This is a genomic window from Collimonas antrihumi (assembly GCF_018304965.1).
In the GTDB taxonomy this organism is placed as follows: domain Bacteria; phylum Pseudomonadota; class Gammaproteobacteria; order Burkholderiales; family Burkholderiaceae_D; genus Collimonas; species Collimonas antrihumi.
On record NZ_JAGQED010000011.1, the window covers coordinates 23,483 to 48,774 of the forward strand.

A 25,292-nucleotide genomic window follows, 5' to 3' on the forward strand; every position below is an offset into this window, starting at 1 on the left:
GTATCAAGAAAATAATACGTATGCTTAAGCGGGGAGTGCTATGGAGACACCGGATGACGCTGCCGGATGGCGCCAGCAGAAAAAAAGCAACTTGTTACCGAGCGGTCCGTATCGATCTTTTTGATGCCCATGTAGTTCAATTTATCGAAATTTAAATTGCAAAGGTTATTCATGAAGATATACCCATGTACGGTTACCCTGTTAACCCTCGCGCTGGCAGGTTGCGGTGGCGGCGGCAGTTCTTCCGGTGCGCCTGCACCGAGCACGCCAGTGGTGAGCGATGCGCAAAAGAACTATGAAAGCATGGCACTCTCTGCAAACGGCGGGTTGCACTACCTGGATGGAAGTTTGAGTATTTCAACTTCCTCGTCCGGAGCGTTAACAGTGAATCCCGGTAGTTTCTTTTTCACTTACGACTCAAACATACCGCTCTCTGCGGCCGGCGGTCCGCAGCTGCTATCAGAAACATATACGACTTTAGCCTCTACATTGCCGTTACCAAAATTTTCTGCCGCAGGCCGGTACCTGGTTAACGGGAATGTCTATACCGCAGCAGGTCCTACACAAGGAAGCGTCAGCTATTCAGGCAACAATATCCTGACCAATTTTTTTGCAGCAGACGGCAAGACCGTCATTCGTTCTCTGCTTGATTCCAGCGTCACGGCGGTGGGACTATCGGGGTTGATCGCGAGTTCGCCAACTGAGCTTTTCACAAATAGCAGCCTTGGGATCATCACCAACACTATCAATGGTTTGTCGCTATACAACAAGCAGGCCAGCTGGCAACCCGGTTCGGCATATCTTAAGATCGTCAGGCAGTCTGTCGGTGACACGCTATCCGTCGGCGATTGCGTTCTGCCGGTGACGACAGGCGTAAATATCACACCTTGCACCAACACGGTTTCGACGCTCGAAGGATTTTTTCCCCACGTCAGCTCAACCGACGGGTTGACGTATCAGATAACTGACGGCCAAATCGTCACACTGGCGGGTGTCCGCGCATGGGTCTCCAATGCGGCGCTAAAGGTAGCTACTCCGGAATTCCGTGTGTACTATCAAAGTAACGGTGCTATCTATCGCGGCGCGCTGTTGAGAGATGGGACGCAGCTTCAACTATCGGTACCCGGCGCCACTACACTGCAGAATTTTTATATTTTTCTGAACGGCGCTGCGATGCAGTCAGTTAAGTCGGCAGTTAACTTCTAAGACGGCGCAACGATATGGTGAATGGGCATGGCAGCGCCATTCGCCATATCGAGATTGCGTCGGATCAGATTTATCTCATTGAATAATTACTCTCGCTATTTTCCGAAAAAAAGTCCTCAGAAATATCGCTCCTGAATATCAATGATTCATGCCGGCATGGCTGAAGAAATACTCCAATCGTAATCGTCCGAAATCAGTAGCTGCCTTTCAATTTAAGGTTCAGAATCGATTCGTCTTCAGTTCATTTTCACTGATATCCGAGATGAATGCCGAGTGAACTGGCGGATATTTATTGTCGATAAAAAGGATTGGGTATGGCTAAAGTAACTGGTTTATCCGGGAATGAGATTTTCTGCCTGGCGTTAAAGAATTATTCGGCAGGTGAAATCGTAGTAGGCAACAGCGTCAACTCGATGGGCTTTCTCGGCGGGATCGGCGCCGGTTTGAAAAACATGCTTGGTGGCGAGATCTCGCAAGTGACTGCGGCGATCCACGAAGGCCGTGCCAGTGCCTTCGAGCGCATGACCAGGGAGGCGATGCAGGCGGGAGCCTCAGGCGTGGCAGGGGTTTCCAGCGAATTGAGATCGTTCAGCGGCAACACCGAGTTTTTGTTCGTGGGTTCATGCATCCACGCACGCAACCTGCCAGGCCGCTTCTTCACCACGGCCGGCGATGCGCAAGAACTGTATTGCCACATGGATGCCGGCTATGAGCCGATCCAGCATGCGTTCGGCAATATCGCCTATTCGATGGGAGTCGGCGGCGGCATCATGGGGTCGCTGAAGACTTTGGTGCGCGGTGAAATCGCAGAGTACAGCAATATCTTCAATACGACGCGCCACAAGGCGCTTGAACGGCTGGTCAGCCAGGCCAAGGCCGATGGCGCCAATGCCGTAGTCGGTATCCGCACCACCATATTGCCATGGATGGGAACGCATGAGATGCTGATGACCGGCACGGCATCGAGGCATAGTGCGCTTCCTGCCAGCGCGGACGGCAATCCGGTCACCAGCGATTTGACTGGTGAAGAACTGTGGGCAATGACCAGCCTGGGTTATGCGCCAGTCAAATTGCTGATGTCGACTTCAATCTACTCGCTGGGCATGGTGGGCGGCTTCATGGCGGCATTCAAATCCTTCACCAAGGGCGAGATCAGCGATCTGACTACATTGATTCATGATGCGCGTGAGATTGCGATTGAGCGTTTGAAAAGTGAGGCTGATGCGCTCAGCGCGGAGGAAGTCGTCGGAGTAAAGACCTATATCGCTGAAATCGGTAGCGGACTGGTCGAGTTCATGGCGATCGGTACCGCGGTCAAAAAAAATCAAGGCTTTTCGGTCAAGACCGCTGCGCTTCCTGCGCAGGCAATTATTCGCGACAAGGACACCTGGATTGATGGTGATTTCGGTTTTTCGCTGGATCGCAGCGGAAATCCCTGAGTTGCCCAATTTCTGAGCGCAATGACAATGTGATTTTGCCGCGCTCTCTGTAGCGCAAAGGCTGGCGGATGCTCGCCGGCGGGGACGCCTGGCCGAAGCGTTTGAGACGTCCAAGGTGCCGTTGGTGCCGCAGATCCAGATGGGCGGGGGTGGCGACACCAATGCATTCAATACTTTGCTGTCGCTGATGGGATCGCTTAAAGCCGGTGAGCTGACTCAGTCGTTGAAACAAGGAGAAACCCCGTGTGTGTAATTTCATGGGGTGATGGCAAAATTTCATTTAATGAAAATTTAAAAAATACTTTTAAATCATGCTGATAAATCACATTTCTAATGTGATTTATCAGGTTTGTGATCATCTTTACGTTACATATCCGTCCTTGTAATTAATTAATGCATTGATTAATCTCAATTGCATGGACCGACCAACGCCAACCCGCGGACGTCCCGTAGCTTCCGACCAGGACACGCGCGAAAAGCTACTTGATACCGCCACGCTATTGTTCTCGTCGCAAGGAATCGCGGCGACTACGGTGGCGGCGGTTGCGCGCCAGGCCGGCGTTACCTCGGCCATGGTGCATTACTACTTCAATAACCGCGACCAGTTGATCGAGGCTGTGGTGGATGAGCGGGTCTGCCTGTTCGTCAACAGTATCTGGGATCCGATTACTGGCGGCGAATCTCCCGAGCAAATGATCATGGGTATCGTCGAGCGCATGATCGCGACCACCGAAACCATGCCGTGGATGCCTGCCTTGTGGGTGCGCGAAGTCCTGAGCGATGGCGGTGAATTGCGCGAGCGCATGGTAAAGCGGGTACCGTTGGCCAAACTCGCCTTGTTCGCTGAGAACATCGGGCGCAGTCAGCAAGCGGGAACCATCAATCCGGGACTGGAGCCGAGCCTGATCTTTATCTCGGTGCTCGGCTTGACCATGTTGCCGCTGGCGATGGCGCGCACCTTGAAGAACAGGCCGCTAATGCCAGCCTTGAACAAGGCAGCGCTGCTTGACAAGGATGTTCTGAAAAGACACATCAAGGCGCTGCTGCAGCACGGGCTGGCGCTGCCGCCGATTACGCGTACCGACGAATAACCGAGGACAAATTCCATGTCTACGTCGCATAGCCTTGGCAAGCGGTTGCAGCGATCTTCAGTCCTTGTGATCGCGTCTCTCTGCTATCTGGCGTTGGCAGGATGCACGCCGAATAACGACAACGACTGGCAGGGCTATGTGGAAGGTGAGTATGTGTATGTCGCCTCGTCGCAAGCCGGCCGTCTCGATCACCTGTCGGTCCAGCGCGGGCAGCAGGTGGCGTCGGGCGGGCCATTGTTCATGCTGGAATCGGGCGATGAAATCGCTGCCCGGCGGCAGGCGCAACGCCAGCTGAATGCGACACAGGCACAGCTGGCGGATATCCAGAGCGGCAAGCGTCCACAGGAGCAGCAGGTCACGCGGGCGCAGCTGGCACAGGCCCGGGCCACAGCCACCAAGGCAGCGCTACAGCTCAGCCGCGATCAGATACAGTTCCAGGCCGGCGGCATCGCTAAACAGCAACTCGATGATTCACGTGCCGCAGCCGAGACTGCGGCGGCACAGGTCAGGCAGTGGCAAAGCCAATTGGCGGTGGACCGTTTGCCCAGTCGCGACGCCCAGATCCGTGCCCAACAGGCACAGGTTGCGGCGGCGCAGGCGGTGTTGGAGCAGGCTGACTGGAAGCTGGCGCAAAAGACAGTGACGGCAACCCGTAGCGGCCTGGTGTTCGACACCATGTATCGCGAAGGCGAATGGGTGGCGGCCGGCAATCCGGTGCTGCGCATGCTGCCGCCGGAAAACGTGAAAATCCGTTTCTTCGTGCCGGAAACCACGCTCGGCCGGTTCAAGCTGAACCAGGCCGTGACGCTCGGCTGCGATGGTTGCGAGGCTAAGGTGGCCGCGCACATTTCCTACATCTCGACCGAATCTGAATATAACCCGCCCATCATTTACAGCAATCAGTCGCGTGCCAAACTGGTCTACATGATCGAGGCGCGTCCGGCGCCGGCCGATGCGCTCAAACTGCATCCGGGGCAACCGGTTGAAGTGAGATTGCCATGACAGCAGCAAACACCGGTGCCGGTGCTGACATTGCCAACGGTGATCTGGTGGTGGATGTCGATCGCATCAACAAACACTTTGGCGACAAGCATGTGGTGAAAGATCTTTCACTGCAGGTGCGGCGCGGTGAGATATTCGGTTTCCTCGGTCCTAACGGCAGCGGCAAGACTACCTCGATCCGCATGATGTGCGGCTTGCTGACGCCAGATTCGGGTCACGGCACCTGCCTCGGCTTCGATATCATCAAGCAAAGCGACCAGATCAAGCGCAGGGTCGGTTACATGACGCAGAAATTCTCTTATTGGGATGATCTCAGCATCCGCGAAAACCTGGATTTTGTGGCCCGGATCTATGAGATGAAAAACCGCAAGGAAGTGGTCGATCAGAGCCTTGAAAAACTCGGGCTGAGCAGCCGCGCCAAGCAACTGGCCGGTTCTCTGTCCGGCGGCTGGAAACAGCGGCTGGCGCTGGCCGCCAGCATGTTGCATAAGCCGCAACTGCTGTTGCTGGACGAACCAACCGCCGGTGTCGATCCGGCGGCGCGGCGTGATTTCTGGGAAGAGCTGCACCGGCTGGCAGCCGAGGGCATCAGTGTCCTGGTCAGCACCCATTACATGGATGAGGCCGAGCGCTGCCACAAGCTGGCGTATCTTGCCTACGGCAAGCTGCTGGTGCAAGGCACGGCTGCCGAAGTGGCGGCTGGACAAGGCTTGACTACTTGGGCCATCTACAACAGCCGCAACGGCGATATTAACGATAACAAACTGGTCGGCTTGTCGCAGCAACTGCACGATCAGCCCGGGGTAGATCAGCTGGTGGTGTTCGGCACCTCCCTGCATGTATGCGGCAAAGACGCCGCGCTGCTGGAGAAAACCCTGCGCCAGATGACGCAGGGACAGGATCTGCGCATGGAGTTGATCGACACCAGCCTGGAAGATGTCTTCATCTACATGATGAACCGCTCGGCCGACAATTTCGGAGACCAGCCATGAGCCGGTTCGCGGGGCTATCCCTCTCTCGTTGGTGGAGCATCGTCCTCAAGGAGTTCCTGCAACTGATGCGCGATCGCGTCACGGTGCGCATGATCACGGTGATTCCCATCATGCAGATGCTGCTGTTCGGTTTTGCCATCAACAGCGATCCGAAACACATGCCGACCGCCATCATCAGTGCCGATCACAGCGAATTTACGCGTACCTTCATCGCCGCCATGAAAGCGTCCGATTATTTCGATATCGTCGCCGAGCTGCCGAACGAAACTTCTGGCCGCACCGCGCTGGCGCAGGGGAAAGTGTTGTTCGTCCTGAATATTCCTGCCGACTTTACCCGCAACCTGCTGCGCGGCGAACGGCCGGCGCTACTGGTAGAGGCCGACGCCACCGATCCTACCGCCACCGGCATGGCCTTGGCGGCCTTGCCGCAACTGGTGCAATCGGTGGCAAACAAGGATTTGCAAGGCGCGCTGGCAAAATTCAATGGCGGCAAGCCGGCTTTCGATGTGCAGGTCCAGCGTTTGTATAACCCGGAAGGCGTCACCCAGTACAACGTCGTGCCGGGCTTGATGGGCGTCATCCTGTCGATGACGATGGTGATGATGACCGGCTTGTCGATGACCCGCGAGCGTGAGCGCGGCACCATGGAAAACCTGCTGGCGACGCCGGTCTCGCCGATTGAAGTCATGACCGGCAAGATCATGCCGTATATCGCCATCGGCCTGATCCAGGCCAGCATCATCTTGCTCGGCGCGCGGTTCATGTTTCATGTACCGTTTGCCGGCAGCGTGGTTGCCATCTATCTGGCTGCGCTGTTGTTTATTGCAGCCAGCCTGACCGTCGGCATCACGCTGTCATCGATCGCGCAGAATCAGCTGCAGGCAATGCAGCTGACGATGTTCTATTTCCTGCCTAACATCCTGTTGTCCGGCTTCATGTTTCCGTTCCAAGGCATGCCGAAATGGGCGCAATTCATCGGCAACCTGCTGCCGCTGACGTATTTCAACCGGCTGATACGCGGCATTCTGCTGAAAGGCAACGGCTGGATCGATCTCTGGCCCAATGTCTGGCCATTGATGCTCTTCACGCTGATCGTGATGGGGATTGCGCTGCGCTTTTATCGCCGTACGCTGGATTGAGGATATCGTGAAGAGACACCATGTGAATCGCGTGCGCAGGAAGCCGTTTTGGCTGCCTTTGCTGTTGGCGGCTATCGCTGGCTCGCTAAGCGCCTGTACAGTCGGTCCGGATTTCCAAACGCCTGCAGGGCCAGTTGTGCAGCAGTACACATCGGGCACTCCGGTCACGGCGACCGTGGCAAGCCCAGGCGCGGGCGGCGCCACCCAACGGTTTGATCCCGCCATGGATATCCCGGCGCAATGGTGGAGTTTGTTTCATTCGCCGCAGCTGGACGCGCTGGTACGTGAGGCGCTTGCCAACAGTCCTTTGATGGCGCAGGCCAAAGCCACTTTGCGCCAGGCCAGCGAAACCCTGAACGGGCAGACCGGCGCCAGCCGTTATCCGCAAGTCGACCTGCAGCTGGGTAATACACGCCAGCAGATCGATACTGCGGCGCTCGGCATTCCGAGTGTGCCGCAGGCCGGGCCGTTTACGCTGTATAACGCAGCGGTTAATGTGACTTATACCGTAGACGCTTTCGGCGCCAACACCCGCATGCTCGAAGGTTTGCAGGCGCAAGTGCAGTATCAGGCCGATGAGCTGCAAGCGGCACGATTGACGCTTGCCGCCAACGTCGTGACGGCGGCCATCAGACAAGCCTCGCTGCATGCCCAGATCGTCAGCAGCGAGCAAATGCTGCAGCTGCAGCGCCAGCAGCTCGACATCATGGCGCAGCGGTTTGCCGCCGGCGGTATCGCCCAGCGGGATCTGAAAAGCCAACGCGCATTGGTAGCGCAGAGCGAAGCCGCGTTGCCGTCCTTCAGGCAGCAATTGGCGCAGGTCAGCCATCAGTTGGCTGTTTACCTGGGTAAAGCGCCGGCCCAGGTCGATCTGCAGCCATTGGATTTGAATACGCTGACGCTGCCGGCTACCTTGCCCCTCAGTTTGCCGTCAGCGCTGGCGCGCCAGCGTCCCGACATCCGTGCAGCAGAAGCGACGCTGCATCAGGCCGGTGCACAGGTCGGGGTGGCCACGGCCAATCTCTATCCGCAACTCACCTTATCCGGCAGCGTGGGGGCGGAGCAGACGCGTCTCTCTGATATTGCCAATAGCTTGAATGTCTGGAGCATCGGTATCAAATTGATGCAGCCGTTGTTCCATGGCGGCGAACTGCGCGCGAAAAAACGCTCGGTGGTTGCCGCCTACGATGCCGCCGCAGCAGGCTATCAGCAGACAGTATTGCAAGCGTTGCAGCAGGTGGCGGATACCTTGCGGGCCTTGGAAAACGACGCTCAAACCCTGCAGGCAAGAACCCAGGCAGCCGAGAACGCCGAAGACAGCCTGGCGATCACGCAGCGTCAGTATGAGGCCGGCGGCGTCAGCCATCTCAGCTTGCTGGACGCCCAGCGCCAGCGGATGCAAACCGATCTGGATCGGACGGTTGCGCAAGCGGCGCGGTTTACCGACACGGCCGCGTTGCTGCAGGCATTGGGCGGCGGCTGGTGGAATCTGCCGGCGGCAGGGGCGGATTGTATTCAAGTCTGCGAATGATGGCGTAGCAATAAATGAGGCGTCGCTATGTTGCGCTTTCGCCAATCATTGGCAACTGCTATCCATGCGGTATCAAAATTACAATATATCGCTTGCATCCTCCTAATCCCCGCGTTTATAGTCGCCTTATTTAATTGATGAATAAGCAATCTTAAAAGGAGTGATGGAAGATGATGCGCAAATTACTTCTTGTGGGTGGATCGTGATACGGTTGGGTATGTGCTTCGCGCTTCACCAGAAGATAAAGAACGTCTTGTTGCAGAAATATTAGAAAGAAAAACTCGCAATAAAACATACGATTTGGCAATGAATAGCTGTTCATCCAATGCTTCAGAAGTGCTGGGGACAATCGGCATCATTGCCTATGATCCGAGATGGACGGTCATACCCACACCTGCGGACATGGCGACGGCCCTAAAGAAATCGAAGCGACTGCAGAAGATCAATTTTTACTCGAAAAGTAAATGAAATTCTTATTTATGATTTGTTCAATGCTTATACTAGGTTGCAGCGAAACGCCAAGTGGAAATTGGCTTGCGGTAAAAGACATTCAAGTTTATTCGAGCGTCAATGGGCCAAAGTCCTTTGTCATAAACAAGGGTGATATTTGCGCCAAAGGACAATACTCATACGGGAAAGCAGATCGATACGCCGAAGTGTCCTGTGCGAAGGGCAAAGGATGGATCACCGATGATGAAAATTTAATCCAGTCTTGATGGGTAGTTTTCCAATATCATTCAAACTCAAGCAAGCCAGGCAATTCCGATTTCAGAAAATCCACAAACGCCCGCACCGCCAGAGCCAGGCCGCGGCGTGAAGGAAACAGCACCACCAGGTGGCCGGCCCTCGGCCGCCATTCCGGCAGCACCACTTTCAATGTGCCGGCTGCCAGTTCCGCGGTGCAGGCATATAGCGGCAACCCGGACACGCCCATGCCGGCCAGGGTCGCTTCCTTGAGCATGGATAAATTATCGGTTTGCAATCTGAGTTTGCTGACCGGTATATGGTGACGTGCGTCATCCTGGCCGAGCAGGCGCCATGCGGCTTCGGCTTCGTTGATCGATCCGTAGAGCAGGGTATCTGCCTTGGCGAGGCTCTCCAGGTTGTCGATCGAGCCAGCTTGCGCCAGGTAAGACGGGCTTACTACCAACGCCCAGCGTACCGAACAGAGGTTGGCCTGGATCAAACTCGACGATTCCTGTGCAGCGCCGAGGCCGCGCACCACCACATCGATATTTTCTTCAATCAGATCGACGCTGCGGTTGCTGGCCTGAACCATCAGGCGCACCTTCGGGTAGATCTGCATGAAGCGCGGCAGCAGTTTTGCCAACACGATGTCGGCGATGGCTACCGGGAGACTGACCCGCACCACCCCGGTTGGCTGATCCAGGCGCTTGCGTACCGCATCTTCGCCGGCCTGCGCTTCTGCAACCATCGCCACGCAATGCCGATAAAGCTCCTGGCCGGCGTCGGTCAGGCTCATGCGGCGGGAAGTGCGCTGCAGCAGCCGCGAACCTAACCGCGCCTCCAACTGCGTGATCCGGCGCGAGATACGCGATTTCGGGATGCCTAGGGCGTCTCCTGCCGCTGTAAATCCGTGCCGCTCCACTACCTGGTGAAACAGGTAGAGGTCGTTCAGGTCGATAGATAGAGGGTTCATAGGAATATTGCTGCCGATTACGCGGCTGCTAAAATTCATCGTTCCACTGGCGAAACGATAAGTTGTCATTTTGCGCCTTTTTCTCTAATCGTTGCAAGTTCATAATCCATCTCAGTCAGGAAAACACACAAGAAAGCACCGCAAGATAAGCAGAATCGCTTCAGCCACAGGAGAATCACATGAACAACACATTGCGTATCTCGGAAATCGTTGCCGGCCATGACATGGAAATCGGCCATGGTTTCCATGCCAAACATTTTGCAGAAAACGCATTCCACGGCCTGCTCGATCCGGTGGTCATGCTGGATCACTTCCACATGACCGCGCCAACCTTCGATCCGCATCCGCACGCGGGCATATCGGCGGTGACCTATATGTTTGAGGATTCCACCAGCCCGCACGTGAATTACGATTCGCTCGGCAACCAGGGACCGATTCATCCAGGCGACCTGCACTGGTTTGTGGCCGGCCGCGGGGCGGTGCATACCGAGCAGCCGGAAGGCAAGGATCCGCATGTGCATGCCTTGCAGATTTTCGTCAATCTGCCTGCCGGGAAGAAGCTTATCGATCCACAAGCGGTGCACGTGGATAGCGCCGACATACCTGAATTCCGCGCTGCCGGTGTGCGGGTCAGGGTGGTGACGGGAGAGTCTCAGGGAGTGGTTTCGCCGGCGGCCCTGCCGGAACCGTTCACGCTGCTGGATGGTTTTCTGGAGGCAGGCGCGTTCTTTGAACATTCCGTGCCAGCAGGCTGGAACGCCATGGTCTACGCCGTGCAGGGCCGGTTAACCCTGAGCGCTGGCAGCGATGCCACGCGGCAGGTGTTGGTGGAGGCGAGCGCGATAGGCATCGGCGGAGCGACAACGCTCACGCTGGCGGCGGCGGGTGCAGCGCACTTCGTCATCCTGTCCGGACCGGCTCTTAACGAACCGCTGGTCAAGCATGGCCCGTTTGTGATGAATACGCGGGAGCAAATGAACGATCGTCTCCAGGCTTATCAGCGTGGCGAGTTCGGGCGGCTGGAATTACCTTCCCAAGCCGTTGCTGGCGCAGATTGAGATAATTCCTTCAACGCGGTGCTGAAGGCGACTTCTTCTTGAGACCTTGAAACAAGCCGGCGCCGGCATCGAAGCCGCGGCAGACCCCGGAGGCGATCACGCCGGTGACGGTAAGCATCGCCGCTGTATGAACGCCCACGGCCGCGAGTGCCAGCGTCAATGAGCCGGATGCAGTGATTTCGCGGGCCGGCGTGTTCCCCATGCAAAGCGGAATCAACGCCGGCACCAACATCAATCCGGCACCGTGCGCGGTGGACATCATGAAGGACCAGAGCGCCAGCCCGGCATGACCTGCCGACATCCGGACTCGCCTGGCTTTGCGGCCCGACAGATGATATACCGCGACGACAACCAGCAACACGCCCGCCAGCGCTTGCAGCACGACGCGATCCATCGCCAGGCCAAACGCCACCGTGGCGGCCACCAGCGCGACCGATGCGGCGTGCCCGGCCGCGATCGGCACCAAAGCCCGCAATGCCTGCGCCCGATCACGCGACTGCACGCCCCAGGCGGCGGCAAGCATCCAGCCGGTAGCAGGATTCAGCCCGTGAAGGGCACCGATTCCTGCCACCGCCAGCCATGGCCAAAGACTCAACATGATGTGCTCCCGGGCTCAGGCAGTTCGCGCTTCAGACGTGGCCATCGCAGCATGAACCGGCAACCGAAGCCGGCTTCGCGATCGCCCCTGCTTCATAGCGGTCATGGTGGCGCACCCATGCCATTTTGTGAGGCACATCGTTCTCGTCGCGGCCCTTGGGCGTGAGGTCTATCATTTTGTACGCCCCCAGCATGACCTCTACGCCACGGCCAAAGGTCGAGTAGGTATGGAAGACTTCGCCTGCGTCGTCTTTGTAGAACACGCTGATGCCGGGCGCCTCCTCGGCCGGGAACGACTGCATGCCGTAGTTGTAGTAGACCTCGCCCTTGGCCATTTCTTCTGGCGTGAAGCTGACGTTGAAGTCGTGATTGAAATCGCTGTCATACGAGGACGCCCACTTGAACTGCCAGCCCATGCGTTGGCGAAAGCGCTCGATATCGGCCAGCGGTGCGCGCGAAATGGCGATCAGCGTGATGTCGCGATGCGCCAGGTGCACGTTCATGCCGTCGGTGTGGTCTGCCATGAAAGAACAGCTCGGGCAGCCTTGCTCCCATCCCGGGCCGAACATGAAGTGCTGCACCAGCAGTTGGCGGCGGCCTTCGAAAAGGTCGGACAGCGTGCGCCGGCCTTCTGGCGTATCGAAGACGTAGTCCTTCTCGACGCGCTCCCACGGTAACGCTCGGCGTTCACGGGCAATCTGGTCATGCAGGTGCGTCAGTTCCTTTTCGCGGGCCAGTAGCGCCTTGCGCTCCTTCAGCCAGCGGTCGCTGGAAACGACGGGATGGTTCGCGATATGTGCTTCGGCAATAGTGGTATTCATGATGTGCTCCTTGGCTCCAAGAGCCGTTAGAAATTTTTCAATGCGCCGGTCCGACGGCGCTGGTGGCGGGGTGACGAGCGTTCAAGAGCGGACTGTTTTTGGACGTCGTACGGCGCGAATCTTTCCGCTGGGTCCACCGCCGGCATAAAAGAGGTCTGCGCCGTCGGACTCGAGCCCGCTGACGCCGACACCGCGCGGCATCTCCAGCCGTTCGAGCACTGCGCCACTCTCTGGATTGATGCGGCGGATCTCGCTCTCGTCGCCTTCCCATGTCCCGTGCCACAACTCGCCGTCGACCCAGGTCACGCCGGTGACGAAACGGTTGGATTCGATGGTGCGGATGATTGCGCCGGTCGCCGGATCGATCTGGTGAATCTTGCGGTCGCGGTGCTGGCCCACCCACAGACTGCCTTCGGCCCAGGTGAGCCCCGAATCGTTGCCGTGGCCGGGCGCGGGGATGGAGGCCACCACGTTGCCGTTGGCAGGATCGATCTTGTCGATGCGCTTCTCGGCGATCTGGTAGAGGTAGGTGCCGTCGAAGGCGGTGCCGGCGTCGCAGGGGCACTCGAGTGTGCGTGTGGGTTCGCCGCTGGCGGGATCGAAGGCGATCAGCGTGGCCCCGGTGGCGGCCCAGACGCGTTGGCCATCGTGCGTCACGCCGGCTACATTGTCGGCGCCCGGGAAGGGGCCATATTCACGGACGATCTCGGCTGCACGTGCTGTTGCCTGGGGTCTGTCTTTACTGGTTTTGCTTGCGCTACTGGTCTTGCTGGTCATTGCGGGCTCCTTATGGCGCGCTTCGGATCGGCGCCGTAAGAGAACTCTATTCCATTTGGAGCGTAGCGGGGAGTAACAAGATTGTCGTGAATCCCGCCAGTGGCGGCGACAGCCAGCGACGCGTCCGGGCTTGCCCGATCGAGCGCACCCGTCCGGCGGCCTCAAGTTCGACCAGCGCGCGCTGGATGGTGCGCTGACTGGCCCCAAGGGCCAGCGCCAGGGCAGAGGTCGACCAAGCCGCGCCATCGGCAAGCAATGCCGCCAGCGATGCCTGATCGCCGTCGATGGGAGGGGCCAACACGACAACGGGGCGCTCGCCGTGCGGCTTGAGAACGAAGCCGCGGGCGGTGGCCTCGATCTGCGCCAGCTCTGTGACGAGCGCGCGCAGACGGCCGAGCTCTACCCGCAGGCGCGCCCGATGCGACTCGTTGGGGTGGCGGGTGTGGAACGCACACGCGATCAAGGCTTCCCGATCAACATCGCCTGGCCACGCCTCGGCAAGCGCGCGCGCCAATGCAAACAGCACTGGCCGGCGCGCCAGCGGCCGCCAGGCGGCGCCGACGCCCAGCCCGCGACGGCAGGCATCGACTACCAACGTGTCGGAGGCTAGAAGCGCTGCGACCTCGTCGAGGCGCAGCGTTTGCTCACCGTCGGCGAAAAAGCGCCGGGCGGCGGGGCGATCGAGTGCGGTCCATGCCTCCGCCACCTCGGCCAGGAGCGCCGGCACGCGTGCGCGGCCGGCCGCCTCGTGCGCACGGGCGAGCGCCGCCCGTGCAGGTTCGATGCGCAGTGAGCGCAACGCCAGCTCCGCCGCAGTCAGTTCAGCCACCGCCGTCAACGACAGCGGCAGGCCACGTGTATCGAGCTGTGCCAATGCCGTTTCGGCTTCGTCGAGGCGGCCAAGCAGCAAGAGCCTGCGCGCCGCAATGAGCCGCGCCTGCAGTGCGTTGGCGTGATCGGCGTGAGCCTCCAGCGTGGCCAAGGCCGCTGCCAGAGAACGGGGCGAGCTGCTGAGATCACGCACGGCCAGCGCCACCTCGGCTTCGGCAACGATACAGCGCGCGCGCGCCAGCTCCTCGTGGGCGCCGAAGCCACGAGCAGCGCGCCGAAGAAGCTCACGGGCGCGCGGATGCTCGCCGAGCTGAGCCATGGCAATGCCGCGCAAGGCCAGCGCCGGCGGGTCGTCACGCAGGGCGACGCGTTTGAGGGCGCCGAGCGCGTCGCCTGAGGCGAGGGCCCGCGCGGAGGCGGCGATCAGGGAATCCATGCTGAAAGGATACACTGCCGCGCTGATGTCATGCCGCGTTTGTGATGCTTTCGGGCACTAGGGCGCGCGGCCAGAGATTGGATTGGCGTTGAACATGCAGTCCAGGCTTGGACCGTGATCGAGACATTGAGCATCTGCTTTTTGGCGGTCGAATCCGAAGTGCTCGATGGCGGCTCCGGGTTCAAAACAAAGCATTAAATGTCGGCTTGCAATCTTTTTCAGGCAAAATTGGCTGTGCTGCGACGGGTAGCATCCGACCCAATCCAGTTGGTCATGGCTGACGAAAGCGGACGTTTAACGCCTAGGTTAAGCGCCAACGCTGTGCTCACACTGGCCTGCCTGATACATGACTTGAGAAGATGGTTATGACATGCCCGGCCGGCTCACTGACCCGGAAGATCTCGTGATCGATGGACGGCATGGCCTCGATTGGCGTGGGGGCGAGCCCCTGCGATGTAAAGAGTTGGTGAGCCAGACGAATATCATCAACCATTAAGTCGAATGGGGCGTTGCCTGGAACTACCTCGCTCTTGAGCATAAGGATTAGATGCGTTCCTCCACGCAGCTCAAAGATGGCCACTTCCGGTCCCTGATACACGGGCCGCATGCCGATCGTGCGCATGAACTGAGCAGATTCGTCCAGTCGATCCGTCTCCAGGACAACGTGTCCCACCCAGACCGGAGGCCGCAGATCGTTCTCGCTCATGCTCATTCCCCCAGACAATTCCTTTGGCGCCTAACGACGCTGTAGACAAAAACCACCAAATATCCGTGAAAAGCAGCAAACCAGAATTTACGATATGAATATACACCTGAGGCGTCTGACTGACTGCTTTCGGGTCACATACGTGGCCGGCAGCTCGTGTTAAGGGTTGTACGATGGCTGCCCACAGGCGCAGGTTGAGCGAAACGTGGCTAAGCTCGCAGGGCAGACGTCGGACAAGCATCGAGGGAGGAAACCGCGGGCATTATCTCGGAGGTCAAGGCAGACGACAAACTATGGGGATTTGAGCGGTGGAACTGCGGGTGATGGTGACGATGAGGCCGGTCAATGCGGCTTGGCCATCGCGATGATGCGCAATGGCCAAGCGTATCGCCGTGATATTTCGGTGATTTGCCGGGCAAGCAGATATCGCTATGCTGATGAAATTCTTCATGCTGCATCCCTGTCATTGTGATTTCTATTTTGCAACATTTATACACAATTTGTTCCAGTCGGTGGCCGATGCGTGGGCCAAGTCGACGCAATCATCACAATTTGGCTACACTGGCAGACCAAAGGCAACTGAGCTTCGAACATGCAAAACAACTACCAGAATCGGCAATGGATTTACGTCAAACGTCCGGAAGGACGTGTCAGCCACGAACACTATGCGTTGCGTGAAAACGAACTGGACGGCAATCTGTCCGCTAACGAAGTGATCCTGAGGGCCCGGATCGTCAGCGTCGATCCCTATATCCGCATCCAGCAGCACGAGCGTAATACCTACGACGTGCCGCATCCGCTAGGTATCGTCCAACGCGCCGGTGTGGTGGGCGAGGTGGTGGCTTCCGCCAGTCCTTTGTTCCAGACTGGCGATTGGGTCTCGGCATACAGCGGCTGGCAACTCTATGCCCGCTGCCATCATAGCGAGTTGACTAAACTTGATCCAGGCGCGGCCCCGGTGTCGACTGCGCTGGGTGTGCTTGGCATGCCGGGGCGGACTGCCTGGTTCGGTTTGACCGAAGCTGGCCGCCCACGGCCTGGCGACACCTTGCTGGTGTCGGGAGCTGCCGGTGCGGTTGGCTCTCTGGTTGCGCAGTTCGGTAAGCGGGCAGGATGCCGGGTTATCGGTATCGCCGGCGGCCCTGAAAAATGCAAATTCCTGACTGAAACGCTGAAACTTGATGGCGCAGTCGACTATCGCGCGCATACCACGCCGGCAGCTCTCAGCACGGTAATTCAAGCGGCTACCGGCGGCGTCGATATCTACTTTGACAATGTCGGCGGGGTGATTACCGATGCCGTCATTCCACTGATCAAGCGGCGCGCCCGCATTATCATCTGCGGCGCTATCAGCCAGTATGACGGTGGCCTGGATACGCCTGACATGGGTCCGCGCTTCTTGCAACACATGCTATTCCAGCGGGCGACCATCCAGGGCATCCTGGCGCGCGATTTCACCAATCGGATGGATGAGATGCTGGCTGTCGTGGCGCCGTGGGTGAAAAACGGTGAGATCGTGTTTCAAGAGACCTATGTGGATGGCTTCGACCAACTGCCCGAGGCACTCAACAGTCTTTTCGAAGGGAAAAATATCGGTAAATTGCTGGTCCGGGTCTAACCGCGTTGACATTGCATTGTGCCGTCGCGTGGCTAGACTGAACATTCTGCAGGGTCGGTCCATTTGACGTACTGACCTTGCCTTCCTGAAATGTGCCCGGCATTTGTATCTTCAAAGGAGGTCGATCATGGTTACGGTAGGTTTATTCGTTCGACTGGAAGTTAAGCCCGGAAAAGAGAGCGATGTTGAAGCTTTCCTGCGCGACGGCTTGGCCGTTGTGCAACAGGAACCGGCGACCACAACCTGGTATGCCATCAAGCTGGGGCCATTGACGTACGGTATTTTCGACACCTTCTCAGACGATGCAGGGCGCCAGGCCCATCTCACGGGGCGTGTTGCAGCGGCATTGATGGCAAGGTCGGCTGAACTGTTCTCGCAACCGCCGGCTATCGAAAAAATCGACATCCTCGCGGCCAAGCAATCGCGATAAACAATCCACCGTCCCGTTGGAGGACCTGAGGCTTTCGCTCCGCGCCAAGATTTGTCTCAAACAGTTTGCCGTAGTCAATTACAATTGAAATATGGCAACGTTTTGAGGATGACATATGCTCGTAGTCACTACAGAATACATCTCCGGTTATCGAATCAGGCCGCTTGATGGGCGTTCAATATAGTCCGGGCAGCGGTGAACGTCGCTATGTCCCAATTGATGATGGCAATCGCGGCGCCTGATATTGCAGGCAGCATTGCAGACAACAACGATATAAAGCAGATATATAAAGTAGATATATGAAGCAGATACTTGGCCCCTCATTCACACAGGTTGAAGAAATCGATGCGTCGCAGTTGGAACAGGTTGGCGGCTTCGGCAGTAGAACCAGCCCTTTGCTGGTAAAAGGCGCATTGCGTAACTGGCCGGTGCAGCAGAATTGGTCGTTCGAGAAAATGGCTCAACTGCGCAATAAGGACGGCTCGGAACCGACCCGTAAATTCCAGAACGGCCTGGTAGAGCAGGGCGAAACGCAAGAGCGTCCGTTGCTGCCGATTGCGCCGTACCTGCTTGAGCTGGCTGCGCTGGCGACACAGCCGGTGAGCGAAGAGGTCGGTTTGTTGCCGAACCGGCGTCGGCGGCAATTGCAGCCAGGCGAAGAATTCCATCTCAATTGGGCCCACATGCAGTCGTTTACACCGCATCGCAATTACCTGGCGCAGTGGAGCATCCTGGAAGATTTTCCGCAACTGCGTAGCGATTTCGATATCCGCAGCTTATGGCCGGGCTGGCGCTGGACTTGGGAATCGGTGTTCATGGGGCCGGCCAATACCCACACCGGACTGCATCGCGACGTTCCCAATAACTGGTTTTGCCAGGCGCGCGGCGTCAAGGAATTTGTCATGTTCCCGCCGTCGGAAGAAGCGTTCATGAAGCCTTCCAACAAGTATGACTGGGGCGCCACTTTGAGCACGATCAATATCGCCCGTTTCGACGAGCACCCGGAGCAGTTGCGCGCGCTGGGACAAGCTAAAGGGTTGTATGCGCGAGTAGAGGAAGGCGATGCTTTATTCATACCGAAGCGGACCTGGCACGCGGTGGTTTCGCTGGCACCTTCGATCAGCCTGGCGGTGTTCGGCCTGACCGCCAAGGAGATACTGCTTAGCGGCGTGCCGACGGCCACCAAGGATCTGCTGCACAATATGCATCTGTATCGATGGGGACACTGTATCTGCCACAAGCATCTGGCATAAAAATTCAATCACGGAGACGAATATGAAATTGTTCTATTGCGAAACCCTGAACCCGAGAAAAGCCTGTGCAGTCGCACGTTATTTACAATCGCCGGTGGAGTTTGTCCGCGTCGACCTTGGTAAAAGAGAAAACAGGACGCCGGAATTCCTGGCCATGAATCCGAATGGCAAAGTCCCTGTGCTGCAGGATGGGGACAAGACGCTGTGGGAGTCGAGCGCTATCATGTGTTATTTGTCGGATGCGGCGGAAGCCGACTTGTGGCCTCACGATGAACGCCAGATCGATGTGATGCGCTGGCTCAGCTGGGATTCCCAGCACTTCACCCGACATGCCTCCGTCTTGTATTTTGAATATGTCATCAAGCCTCTGTTTGGCCTGCCCGCTGCTGATGCGAAGGAATTGGAGGAGGCGACAAAACATTTCAGGACCTTTGCCGGCGTGCTCAATACCCATCTGGCCGATCGGAAATTTCTGGTGGGCGACGGATTGACTGTTGCTGATTTCGCAGTAGCGGTGACGTTGCCGTATGCCGATGTCGCCCACTTGCCACTGGGTGATTTTCCTGCGGTTCAACGCTGGCATGACCGGCTCAATGAGCTTCCAGCCTGGCGCCAGCCATTTCCTGTTTAATTGATACTCGCCTAAACCCGTCTGAGTTTAGGCGATTGCTTATTTCCTTTCGCAGATATCGAAAAATGAATTTGCTGATTGCGGTCTATGCGATCAGATGATGCCGCCGTTGGCGCGCAGGATTTGACCGTTGATCCAGCTGTCGTCGGCGCCGGCCAGGAAGGCGACAGTGGCGGCGATATCCTGTGGCTGGCCCAGGCGCTCAAGCGGCGCCAGCTTTGACAGACGGTCGACCAGTTCTTGCGGCTTACCGTTGAGGAACAGATCGGTAGCGGTCGGCCCGGGCGCTACGGCATTCACGGTGATATTTTTGCCGCGCAGCTCCTTGGCAAGAACGCTGGTCATGGCTTCCACTGCAGCTTTGGTGGCGGCGTACACCCCATAACGGGCGTAATAGTCGAGCTTCAGAAAGCCGCCCTGGCTGCTGTCCGGATGGCGCCACAGCATCTGGCTATGGGCGGCATTGCCGGCAATCAGGAAGGCTGCCAGATGCATCATGATATTTTCTGTAACGGTTACAGCAAGACTTCGGCGTACACCTTTTCTTTGACTTGCACCTGCGTCTTGATCAGGCTACAGCTTGTAGAACACTTCGACGATTTGCTGCTGCTCGGCGATGATGGCGGCATCGACCGGCACGGCGGTGTAGTTGCGGCTCTCTGTCGCAAGTTGCAATACCGTGGGATCGACACCCAATTGTGGCGCCAGACGGCTACCGATACGGGTTCGATAGCCGCCGCCAAGGGGTTTACAAACCTTCCATGCGCGCCGAATCAGGTGTGAAATTCGTCGCGGTGACGCCGTCGGCATTGATGACCGGTGCTTGGGTGTTAGTCATCTTGTCGGTCATATAGGCACCTGAACTCAGGTCGTGATAAACCGAGGTGCTGTTGATGTAGGATCCGGCATCGTAGGCATAGAAATAATTGACCATCGCGACGCGCCAAAGCTGGCCGCGCATATCGTAGTTATCCGACATCATGCCGTTCCAGCTATCTTCATCGAGATACATGACGCGTCGCCCGTATTGGTGACGGAAGCCTTCCTTCAATTTGGCTTCGAGCACCCAGACCCGGCGCAGTTCGTAGCGCATATATTCCGGATTGACGTGGTTCGGCTTGAGAAGATCGGCGTACTTGACGCTCGGCTCCTGGATGCGGTACGCGTCCCACGGCACGTACATTTCTTTTTTACCCAGAATCTTCCAGTCGTAGCGTTCAGGAGATCCATTGAACAAGCGATCGTCGTCTATGGTGCGGAACCCGCCTGGTCCCTGCGGCATGTCGAAGCCATACGCTGGTAACTGACGGACCCGCCGCGTGCCGGGATTGTACATGTACCCCAGGCGAGGTGTTTTCTGATGATTGTAGTACTCCACGCCGACCGTGATTGCGCCTTTGTCCCGTTCCGGCAGCAAGGTCTTCACTTTGAAGTGTGCGTAGACGCCGTCGGTCTTGCTCTGGGCATTCGGCATCAGCGCCGGAGAGAATATTTCAAAACGTACTCGTCCCCAGGCAATCGAACCATTCGGATACACCACCGCCTGGTCCTGCAAGCCGTTATAGGTAAATACAATCGAGGCAAGTTGATGGTTCCACAGCAGCTCCAGGCCATTCTTTGGAATCGGGAATGGCGGCGCCCCGTTCAAGGCATTCAAGCCGGTGCCGCCATCTTCCAGTTCGGCCTTGGCCGCATTTTCCCTGGCAATCTTGCACACCGAATTGTCATTGCCGAAATCGCGATGGGTTGGATATACCGGCATCTGGAAAGTGTCCGGATATTTTTTAAACAGCGCCTTTTGTCCGTCTGAAAGTTTGTCCTCATAGCTGTGCATGCTCTTGGCGGTGATCACAAACAAAGGCTTTTCGCTGGCATACGGATCCGGATAGGCATTGCCGGTCCCCTTGTAGTTGACGCCCGGCGGTATGCCAGTCCATTTGCCGCTGAACGCGGGGATCGTGCCTTCCTTGTTTCCCGCTTTTTCGCCGCCCATGCAAGTGAGTTCATTCCCTAGCGACTGTATTTCCTGCACAGTTCCTTTTGCATTGGCTGGGCCGGCAAATCCGCTACTCAATGCGATACAGGCAAGTGCGACACAGAGTGTTGTGCGATGGATCAATTTGTCTCCTCCATTGGTCGATTCAATTCTCTACCTCAAATCATTGCCAAACGCTGTCCCAGGCAATGCCTGACTATCCGCTTGCCTGGAGTGCGCCTCAATTATCGTCGCCGGCTCAGGCGTAATACTGTTTTGCGTACTCCCGATATTGGTAGATCGGCCCGTCGCCGCTGCACAATCTGGGGTGAGTCAGATGTTTCTTGTAGTTGAGTACCTTGAAGTCCTGCTCGACTTCGAAAGTAAAGCGCTCGATCCATGGCTTGCCAACCATTTCATTGATCTCCCTGGAACCGAGATCCTTGACGTACAGTCGTATGGTTTGCAAGAAGCTTTCGTTGTCGATCGGTGTGGTGGAGATAACGAAATTGGTGGCCCAGCCTTGACCCTCGAACAGTTGATTAATGGTCGTGACGCCGGTGAAATTCACTTCCAGATTCTTGATGCTGAACTGTTCGGCATCGGGGTCGATCTGGTAGTCGACGAACAGGCCATGCGGCTTGCGATCCATGTTGCGCATCACCGGCATGTTGGCAGCGCCGTGCAGTTGCACGATATGGGCGGTATCGAACAAGTTCTCGAAAATATCCCGGAACGGGCTGGTGCTGACCCATTGCCGGGTGTCGAACAGCACCCACTTATCCTGCTGCAACGCGGTGCTGACATACGGCTCGAAATCCGGCATTCCACCTTGCGGGTGATACCACATCAACACCATGCCGTCGACTTCACGGGTCAGGTGCAATGTCAGGCTGAGACTGTTCGATTGCGGTATGCCGGCGTACGGAACGTTGACGCAATGGCCTTGTTCGCCATCCCATTTCCATTTGTGAAAAGGGCAGGTAATCGCACCATCCTCGATGCAGCCGTCATGCGAAGCGAGATGGGCGCCCAGATGCGGGCAATAGGCATCGGCTACCTGGGCAGCGCCGGATTTGGTGCGGTAGACAATCAGTTGCTGGTTCAGGTAGCTGACCGGCTTCAGCGTGTCGGCGCTGATTTCGTGGGCATCGGCGACGCAGTACCAGCCTCTGGGGAAGGCGATTTCCGGTACGCGGAATTTCATTGGAATGGGTTGGATACTTGACATGATGCTGCCGCTCCTGTTTTTAGGTTGATCTTGTTTGATCGATGCGTTCAGACGCGTTCAATAAGCAGCCTGCACCAAGGTGCAGGCCAAGCCGGCGAGGTCAGGCAAATTCCGGCACAACGGGGCCGATCAACTGGCCGGGGAAGGCTTTGGTGAACTTGCCGTCGTCGAAGGTCGGAGTGCCGTTGACCAGCGTCAGGCGAACCGGCGCCGGGTCGCGCGTCCAGCGCCAGATATTGCCGCCATTACCATCCGGGACATCGAACACCTTCTTCATTTCGCGGTGCTTGATTTCGTCCAGGTGGAAGACCGTGATGTCGGCGCGTTTGCCGACTTTGATTTCGCCGCGGTCGTTCAGTGAAAAGTGATTGGCCAGTTTGCCGGTCTGCACATGGACGGCTTCTTCAATGGTCAAGGCGCCGGTCTGCTGGACATAATGGGTGAATAGCCGCATGTTTTCGCCCCCGCCGCACAGCATCTGGCCGTGTGCGCCGGCGTCGCTGATATTGCCCACTGTGTACGGATCTTTTAGCAGACGGATCACCATTTCCTCGTCGATGTCGAATGGTGCAAGATGTACCGTCGATTGCAGACCATTCTGAATCAGCCATTCGGCCATCGCGTCGGATGCATGCAAACCGAGCTGCTCTGCATACGCCGCCACGCTGAGCTTGACCGGGCCAATTCCGTTGTCGGAATTAAGCAGGTAGAGATTCTGCGGTTGCGCCATCGGCGAGTGACGCCATGCATCGTGGTCCCATGAATGGCGAGCGCGGGCACGCCACTCAGGATCGCGCAACAGGGCCAGTTTGGCGGTCTCGGTGTCGGCCAGCACGACCTCATGCCAGGCGTAATCGTTGGACTGGGCAAAGATCAGGGAGCGATTGACGCTCAAGGTATAGGTCGGGGAAACATGGGTAAAGCCAGTCCAGAAATCCCGTCCTTCGCTCTTGAAACGCTCGTGCTGTTCGATCATCGGCCCCTGGATATCTTTCTGGAACTGCAAGGTCGGTACGCCGAGCCATTGCACGCGCACCGTATGTCCTTGGCACAGGCGGCCGATGCGATCGACCTCTGCCGGTCCGGTCTTGCGCATGAAGGTATCGACGATGATTTGCAACGAAGTTCCCGGGAAACGATCCAGCACCGTGATCAGCGCCTTGAACTCGGCATCGTCGGCCAACAGGCTGGGGACAGGGCGGTCATCGCCGTCGTGGTCGTGCAAGTTGGAGGACAAGCCCAGCGCGCCGGCCGCCAAGGCATCTTCCAGCAACCCACACATGCGGGCGATTTCATCGGGTGTCGCGGCCCGGTCCCAGGCTTGCAGGCCCATTATCGCCAGGCGCAAAGCGATATGGCCCACGAAGCTGGCGATATTCGCCGATACCTTGACCTTCTTGCCAAGCGATTCTTTATAGGCCGACCAGGTTCTCCAGTCCCAGGCAACCGCGCTGACAAAAGGCGCGCTCGGGATATCTTCGAAGAACGAAAATATCTTGACCATTTCCATGCGCACTGCCGGGTCTTCGTGCACCGGCGCTACCGAGAAACCGCAGTTGCCCATGATGGTTGTGGTCACGCCGTAACCGGGCATCGGATCAAGATCCGGCTGCCACCACATGGTGCCGTCGTAATGGGTGTGGGCTTCGATAAAGCCTGGTGTTACGTAACATCCTTGTGCATCGAAGATGCGCTCGCCCTGGTGCGGCAGGTTGCGCCCGATTTCTGCAATCGTGTCGCCACGCATGCGTACATCTGCCAGGAATCCTGGTGCGCCTGTGCCATCCACCACGGTCCCGCCTCGAATCAACAGATCAGCCATTCGTCTCTCTCCTTTGTGGTTTTTAAATCGTGCATGGCTATCTTAGGACCAGCTTTTTTTTGACGGGACTATTTCTAAAAAGGATCATAAAATGATCCCTTTTAGATCAAACTAAAGTGTTCAACGTCGGCGGGCATCAATTTTTCGGGAATAGATTCGATGGAAAAAGGTTTGGCGAGGCAGAAAAATAATCGGCAACTGCCATTGTTGGTGGCTTGCCTGAAGCGTTTGTTGCGCGCCCGGGGGATTGGTTATCGTGAGATAGCGCAAACGCTGGCAGTGAGCGAACCCACCCTCAAACGCTGGTTCGCGTGCAAAGGCATGACGATCGAGCGGCTCGAAGATCTTTGTACTTTTGCCGATGTGAACTTGATTGAGTTAATTGAAATTACTACGCGCGACGCCGACGCGCGCTTGCGTCAGCTAAGTGTCGAGCAGGAACAGGCGCTGGCCGACGATAAGAACCTGGCGTTCGTGTTTGCCATCATCTTGCGTTCGGGGTCGCCGGACGAGCTCTGGCGAGAACAAGGGCTGGAGCAGGCGGCATTGGTCAGTTACCTGACCCGGCTGGATAAGTTACGCCTGATTGATTTATTACCGGGCAATGAGATGCGCCTGCTGACCGTGCGCGATGTCGAATGGCGCAAGGATGGCCCGATGCGCAATCAGGTCGCCCTGTGGATCATGGCTGAGCATGCCAAATCAACCGCCATGCGGCCGGGCATGCCTTGGGGAGCCGAGCTGGTCCGGTTGTCGGATGCCTCGCTGATCCGGCTGGAAGAGATGATTCGCGATTTTCAGCGCAATATCCGGCTGCTTGGGGATGCCGAGCGAAATGCTTCGCCGGCGCCGAAAGCGTGGTATTCGCTGATGATTGCTTCGAGCCACATCGATCTCGGTGGACTGCCGGCGAAACCGAAGCGGGTCGGTACGTAGACGCCAGGTAGGCACAACAACGTGCCCACTCTACGTTCTACGTATCAGTTAGGTTAATGCCTTATAGGCACCATCAGGTCATGTCAGGTACTCTGATGAAATCGTCAGGA

26 protein-coding genes and 1 pseudogene are annotated in these 25,292 nt (G+C 57.3%); 15 read left to right on the top strand and 12 right to left on the bottom strand.

Annotated features, from left to right (window positions below; genetic code table 11):
• Positions 1–171 precede the first annotated feature (171 nt).
• The 9 genes from KHU29_RS11555 to KHU29_RS11595 all read left to right on the top strand — a co-directional run bounded on the left by KHU29_RS11555 (position 172) and on the right by KHU29_RS11595 (position 9,116).
• Positions 172–1,206 carry a hypothetical protein gene (locus KHU29_RS11555; RefSeq protein WP_211452956.1) on the top strand — a complete coding sequence of 345 codons (1,035 nt, stop codon included), beginning with the start codon at positions 172–174 and terminating at the stop codon, positions 1,204–1,206.
• Between the two features lie 314 nt (positions 1,207–1,520).
• Positions 1,521–2,645, top strand: coding sequence for a heavy metal-binding domain-containing protein (locus KHU29_RS11560; protein WP_211452957.1), 1,125 nt, complete (start codon positions 1,521–1,523; stop codon positions 2,643–2,645).
• 416 nt (positions 2,646–3,061) lie between these two features.
• Positions 3,062–3,736, top strand: a complete 675-nt coding sequence (locus KHU29_RS11565; protein ID WP_211452958.1) for a TetR/AcrR family transcriptional regulator — start codon at positions 3,062–3,064, stop codon at positions 3,734–3,736.
• A 15-nt stretch (positions 3,737–3,751) separates the two neighbouring features.
• On the top strand, positions 3,752–4,738 hold the full coding sequence (locus KHU29_RS11570) for an HlyD family secretion protein (protein WP_211452959.1): 987 nt from the start codon (positions 3,752–3,754) through the stop codon (positions 4,736–4,738).
• Positions 4,735–5,730: an ABC transporter ATP-binding protein gene (locus KHU29_RS11575; RefSeq protein ID WP_211452960.1), complete on the top strand. Its 996-nt coding sequence runs from the start codon at positions 4,735–4,737 to the stop codon at positions 5,728–5,730. The genes KHU29_RS11570 and KHU29_RS11575 overlap by 4 nt, the downstream gene beginning before the upstream one ends.
• Positions 5,727–6,869 carry an ABC transporter permease gene (locus tag KHU29_RS11580; protein WP_211452961.1) on the top strand — a complete coding sequence of 381 codons (1,143 nt, stop codon included), beginning with the start codon at positions 5,727–5,729 and terminating at the stop codon, positions 6,867–6,869. The genes KHU29_RS11575 and KHU29_RS11580 overlap by 4 nt, the downstream gene beginning before the upstream one ends.
• Positions 6,870–6,876: 7 nt before the next feature.
• Positions 6,877–8,400, top strand: a complete 1,524-nt coding sequence (locus KHU29_RS11585) for an efflux transporter outer membrane subunit (RefSeq protein WP_211452962.1) — start codon at positions 6,877–6,879, stop codon at positions 8,398–8,400.
• Positions 8,401–8,589: 189 nt separating this feature from the next.
• Positions 8,590–8,868 carry a hypothetical protein gene (locus tag KHU29_RS11590; protein WP_211452963.1) on the top strand — a complete coding sequence of 93 codons (279 nt, stop codon included), beginning with the start codon at positions 8,590–8,592 and terminating at the stop codon, positions 8,866–8,868.
• Positions 8,865–9,116: a hypothetical protein gene (locus KHU29_RS11595; protein ID WP_211452964.1), complete on the top strand. Its 252-nt coding sequence runs from the start codon at positions 8,865–8,867 to the stop codon at positions 9,114–9,116. Before KHU29_RS11590 ends, KHU29_RS11595 begins: the two co-directional genes overlap by 4 nt.
• Before the next feature lie 17 nt (positions 9,117–9,133).
• On the opposite strand, the gene KHU29_RS11600 is transcribed toward KHU29_RS11595, so the two are convergent.
• Positions 9,134–10,060, bottom strand: coding sequence for a LysR substrate-binding domain-containing protein (locus KHU29_RS11600; protein ID WP_211452965.1), 927 nt, complete (start codon positions 10,058–10,060; stop codon positions 9,134–9,136).
• Positions 10,061–10,239: 179 nt separating this feature from the next.
• Here KHU29_RS11600 and KHU29_RS11605 point away from each other — a divergent pair, with 179 nt between their 5' ends.
• Entirely contained in the window at positions 10,240–11,118 is an 879-nt protein-coding gene (locus KHU29_RS11605) for a pirin family protein (RefSeq protein WP_246541868.1), read from the top strand.
• 10 nt (positions 11,119–11,128) lie between these two features.
• On the opposite strand, the gene KHU29_RS11610 is transcribed toward KHU29_RS11605, so the two are convergent.
• From KHU29_RS11610 to KHU29_RS11635, 6 genes are all read right to left on the bottom strand, one after another.
• Positions 11,129–11,716: a hypothetical protein gene (locus tag KHU29_RS11610; protein WP_211452966.1), complete on the bottom strand. Its 588-nt coding sequence runs from the start codon at positions 11,714–11,716 to the stop codon at positions 11,129–11,131.
• Positions 11,717–11,747: 31 nt separating this feature from the next.
• The gene (locus KHU29_RS11615) at positions 11,748–12,536 is read right to left on the bottom strand and encodes a DUF899 domain-containing protein (RefSeq protein WP_211452967.1); all 789 of its coding nucleotides are present in this window, start codon (positions 12,534–12,536) and stop codon (positions 11,748–11,750) included.
• An 81-nt stretch (positions 12,537–12,617) separates the two neighbouring features.
• Positions 12,618–13,313 carry an NHL repeat-containing protein gene (locus KHU29_RS11620; protein ID WP_211452968.1) on the bottom strand — a complete coding sequence of 232 codons (696 nt, stop codon included), beginning with the start codon at positions 13,311–13,313 and terminating at the stop codon, positions 12,618–12,620.
• 46 nt (positions 13,314–13,359) lie between these two features.
• A complete protein-coding gene (locus KHU29_RS11625) occupies positions 13,360–14,580 on the bottom strand; it encodes a helix-turn-helix domain-containing protein (protein WP_211452969.1) in 1,221 nt (406 codons plus the stop codon).
• Between the two features lie 325 nt (positions 14,581–14,905).
• Positions 14,906–15,286, bottom strand: coding sequence for a VOC family protein (locus KHU29_RS11630; RefSeq protein ID WP_211452970.1), 381 nt, complete (start codon positions 15,284–15,286; stop codon positions 14,906–14,908).
• 274 nt (positions 15,287–15,560) lie between these two features.
• Positions 15,561–15,737: a hypothetical protein gene (locus KHU29_RS11635; RefSeq protein ID WP_211452971.1), complete on the bottom strand. Its 177-nt coding sequence runs from the start codon at positions 15,735–15,737 to the stop codon at positions 15,561–15,563.
• A gap of 141 nt (positions 15,738–15,878) precedes the next feature.
• On the opposite strand from KHU29_RS11635, the gene KHU29_RS11640 reads away from it, so the two are divergent.
• From KHU29_RS11640 to KHU29_RS11655, 4 genes are all read left to right on the top strand, one after another.
• Entirely contained in the window at positions 15,879–16,904 is a 1,026-nt protein-coding gene (locus tag KHU29_RS11640; RefSeq protein WP_211452972.1) for an NADP-dependent oxidoreductase, read from the top strand.
• A 127-nt stretch (positions 16,905–17,031) separates the two neighbouring features.
• Positions 17,032–17,334: a putative quinol monooxygenase gene (locus KHU29_RS11645; RefSeq protein WP_211452973.1), complete on the top strand. Its 303-nt coding sequence runs from the start codon at positions 17,032–17,034 to the stop codon at positions 17,332–17,334.
• A gap of 299 nt (positions 17,335–17,633) precedes the next feature.
• The gene (locus tag KHU29_RS11650) at positions 17,634–18,587 is read left to right on the top strand and encodes a cupin-like domain-containing protein (RefSeq protein ID WP_211452974.1); all 954 of its coding nucleotides are present in this window, start codon (positions 17,634–17,636) and stop codon (positions 18,585–18,587) included.
• 22 nt (positions 18,588–18,609) lie between these two features.
• Positions 18,610–19,218 carry a glutathione S-transferase family protein gene (locus tag KHU29_RS11655; protein WP_211452975.1) on the top strand — a complete coding sequence of 203 codons (609 nt, stop codon included), beginning with the start codon at positions 18,610–18,612 and terminating at the stop codon, positions 19,216–19,218.
• A gap of 93 nt (positions 19,219–19,311) precedes the next feature.
• Here the strand turns inward: KHU29_RS11655 and KHU29_RS11660 are convergent.
• The 5 genes and pseudogenes from KHU29_RS11660 to KHU29_RS11680 form a co-directional block, all read right to left on the bottom strand.
• A pseudogene (locus tag KHU29_RS11660) lies at positions 19,312–19,602 on the bottom strand (SDR family oxidoreductase); the annotation flags it as partial.
• Between the two features lie 189 nt (positions 19,603–19,791).
• Positions 19,792–19,914, bottom strand: coding sequence for a hypothetical protein (locus KHU29_RS22350; protein WP_281416112.1), 123 nt, complete (start codon positions 19,912–19,914; stop codon positions 19,792–19,794).
• A 52-nt stretch (positions 19,915–19,966) separates the two neighbouring features.
• Entirely contained in the window at positions 19,967–21,337 is a 1,371-nt protein-coding gene (locus KHU29_RS11670) for a DUF1329 domain-containing protein (RefSeq protein WP_246541869.1), read from the bottom strand.
• 115 nt (positions 21,338–21,452) lie between these two features.
• The gene (locus KHU29_RS11675) at positions 21,453–22,424 is read right to left on the bottom strand and encodes a Rieske 2Fe-2S domain-containing protein (protein ID WP_211452976.1); all 972 of its coding nucleotides are present in this window, start codon (positions 22,422–22,424) and stop codon (positions 21,453–21,455) included.
• A gap of 100 nt (positions 22,425–22,524) precedes the next feature.
• Positions 22,525–24,246, bottom strand: a complete 1,722-nt coding sequence (locus KHU29_RS11680; protein WP_211452977.1) for an N-acyl-D-amino-acid deacylase family protein — start codon at positions 24,244–24,246, stop codon at positions 22,525–22,527.
• 171 nt (positions 24,247–24,417) lie between these two features.
• On the opposite strand from KHU29_RS11680, the gene KHU29_RS11685 reads away from it, so the two are divergent.
• The gene (locus KHU29_RS11685; RefSeq protein ID WP_211452978.1) at positions 24,418–25,182 is read left to right on the top strand and encodes a helix-turn-helix domain-containing protein; all 765 of its coding nucleotides are present in this window, start codon (positions 24,418–24,420) and stop codon (positions 25,180–25,182) included.
• Positions 25,183–25,292 lie beyond the last annotated feature (110 nt).

Coding starts and splice junctions, on each gene's coding strand:
- KHU29_RS11640 (WP_211452972.1), top strand. CDS start 15,879: ATGCAAAACAACTACCAGAATCGGCAATGGATTTACGTCAAACGTCCG.
- KHU29_RS11635 (WP_211452971.1), bottom strand. CDS start 15,737: ATGAAGAATTTCATCAGCATAGCGATATCTGCTTGCCCGGCAAATCAC.
- KHU29_RS11610 (WP_211452966.1), bottom strand. CDS start 11,716: ATGTTGAGTCTTTGGCCATGGCTGGCGGTGGCAGGAATCGGTGCCCTT.
- KHU29_RS11675 (WP_211452976.1), bottom strand. CDS start 22,424: ATGTCAAGTATCCAACCCATTCCAATGAAATTCCGCGTACCGGAAATC.
- KHU29_RS11605 (WP_246541868.1), top strand. CDS start 10,240: ATGAACAACACATTGCGTATCTCGGAAATCGTTGCCGGCCATGACATG.
- KHU29_RS11625 (WP_211452969.1), bottom strand. CDS start 14,580: ATGGATTCCCTGATCGCCGCCTCCGCGCGGGCCCTCGCCTCAGGCGAC.
- KHU29_RS11580 (WP_211452961.1), top strand. CDS start 5,727: ATGAGCCGGTTCGCGGGGCTATCCCTCTCTCGTTGGTGGAGCATCGTC.
- KHU29_RS11650 (WP_211452974.1), top strand. CDS start 17,634: ATGAAGCAGATACTTGGCCCCTCATTCACACAGGTTGAAGAAATCGAT.
- KHU29_RS11645 (WP_211452973.1), top strand. CDS start 17,032: ATGGTTACGGTAGGTTTATTCGTTCGACTGGAAGTTAAGCCCGGAAAA.
- KHU29_RS11560 (WP_211452957.1), top strand. CDS start 1,521: ATGGCTAAAGTAACTGGTTTATCCGGGAATGAGATTTTCTGCCTGGCG.
- KHU29_RS11655 (WP_211452975.1), top strand. CDS start 18,610: ATGAAATTGTTCTATTGCGAAACCCTGAACCCGAGAAAAGCCTGTGCA.
- KHU29_RS11565 (WP_211452958.1), top strand. CDS start 3,062: ATGGACCGACCAACGCCAACCCGCGGACGTCCCGTAGCTTCCGACCAG.
- KHU29_RS11620 (WP_211452968.1), bottom strand. CDS start 13,313: ATGACCAGCAAGACCAGTAGCGCAAGCAAAACCAGTAAAGACAGACCC.
- KHU29_RS11595 (WP_211452964.1), top strand. CDS start 8,865: ATGAAATTCTTATTTATGATTTGTTCAATGCTTATACTAGGTTGCAGC.
- KHU29_RS11575 (WP_211452960.1), top strand. CDS start 4,735: ATGACAGCAGCAAACACCGGTGCCGGTGCTGACATTGCCAACGGTGAT.
- KHU29_RS11615 (WP_211452967.1), bottom strand. CDS start 12,536: ATGAATACCACTATTGCCGAAGCACATATCGCGAACCATCCCGTCGTT.
- KHU29_RS11630 (WP_211452970.1), bottom strand. CDS start 15,286: ATGAGCGAGAACGATCTGCGGCCTCCGGTCTGGGTGGGACACGTTGTC.
- KHU29_RS11555 (WP_211452956.1), top strand. CDS start 172: ATGAAGATATACCCATGTACGGTTACCCTGTTAACCCTCGCGCTGGCA.
- KHU29_RS11680 (WP_211452977.1), bottom strand. CDS start 24,246: ATGGCTGATCTGTTGATTCGAGGCGGGACCGTGGTGGATGGCACAGGC.
- KHU29_RS11600 (WP_211452965.1), bottom strand. CDS start 10,060: ATGAACCCTCTATCTATCGACCTGAACGACCTCTACCTGTTTCACCAG.
- KHU29_RS11570 (WP_211452959.1), top strand. CDS start 3,752: ATGTCTACGTCGCATAGCCTTGGCAAGCGGTTGCAGCGATCTTCAGTC.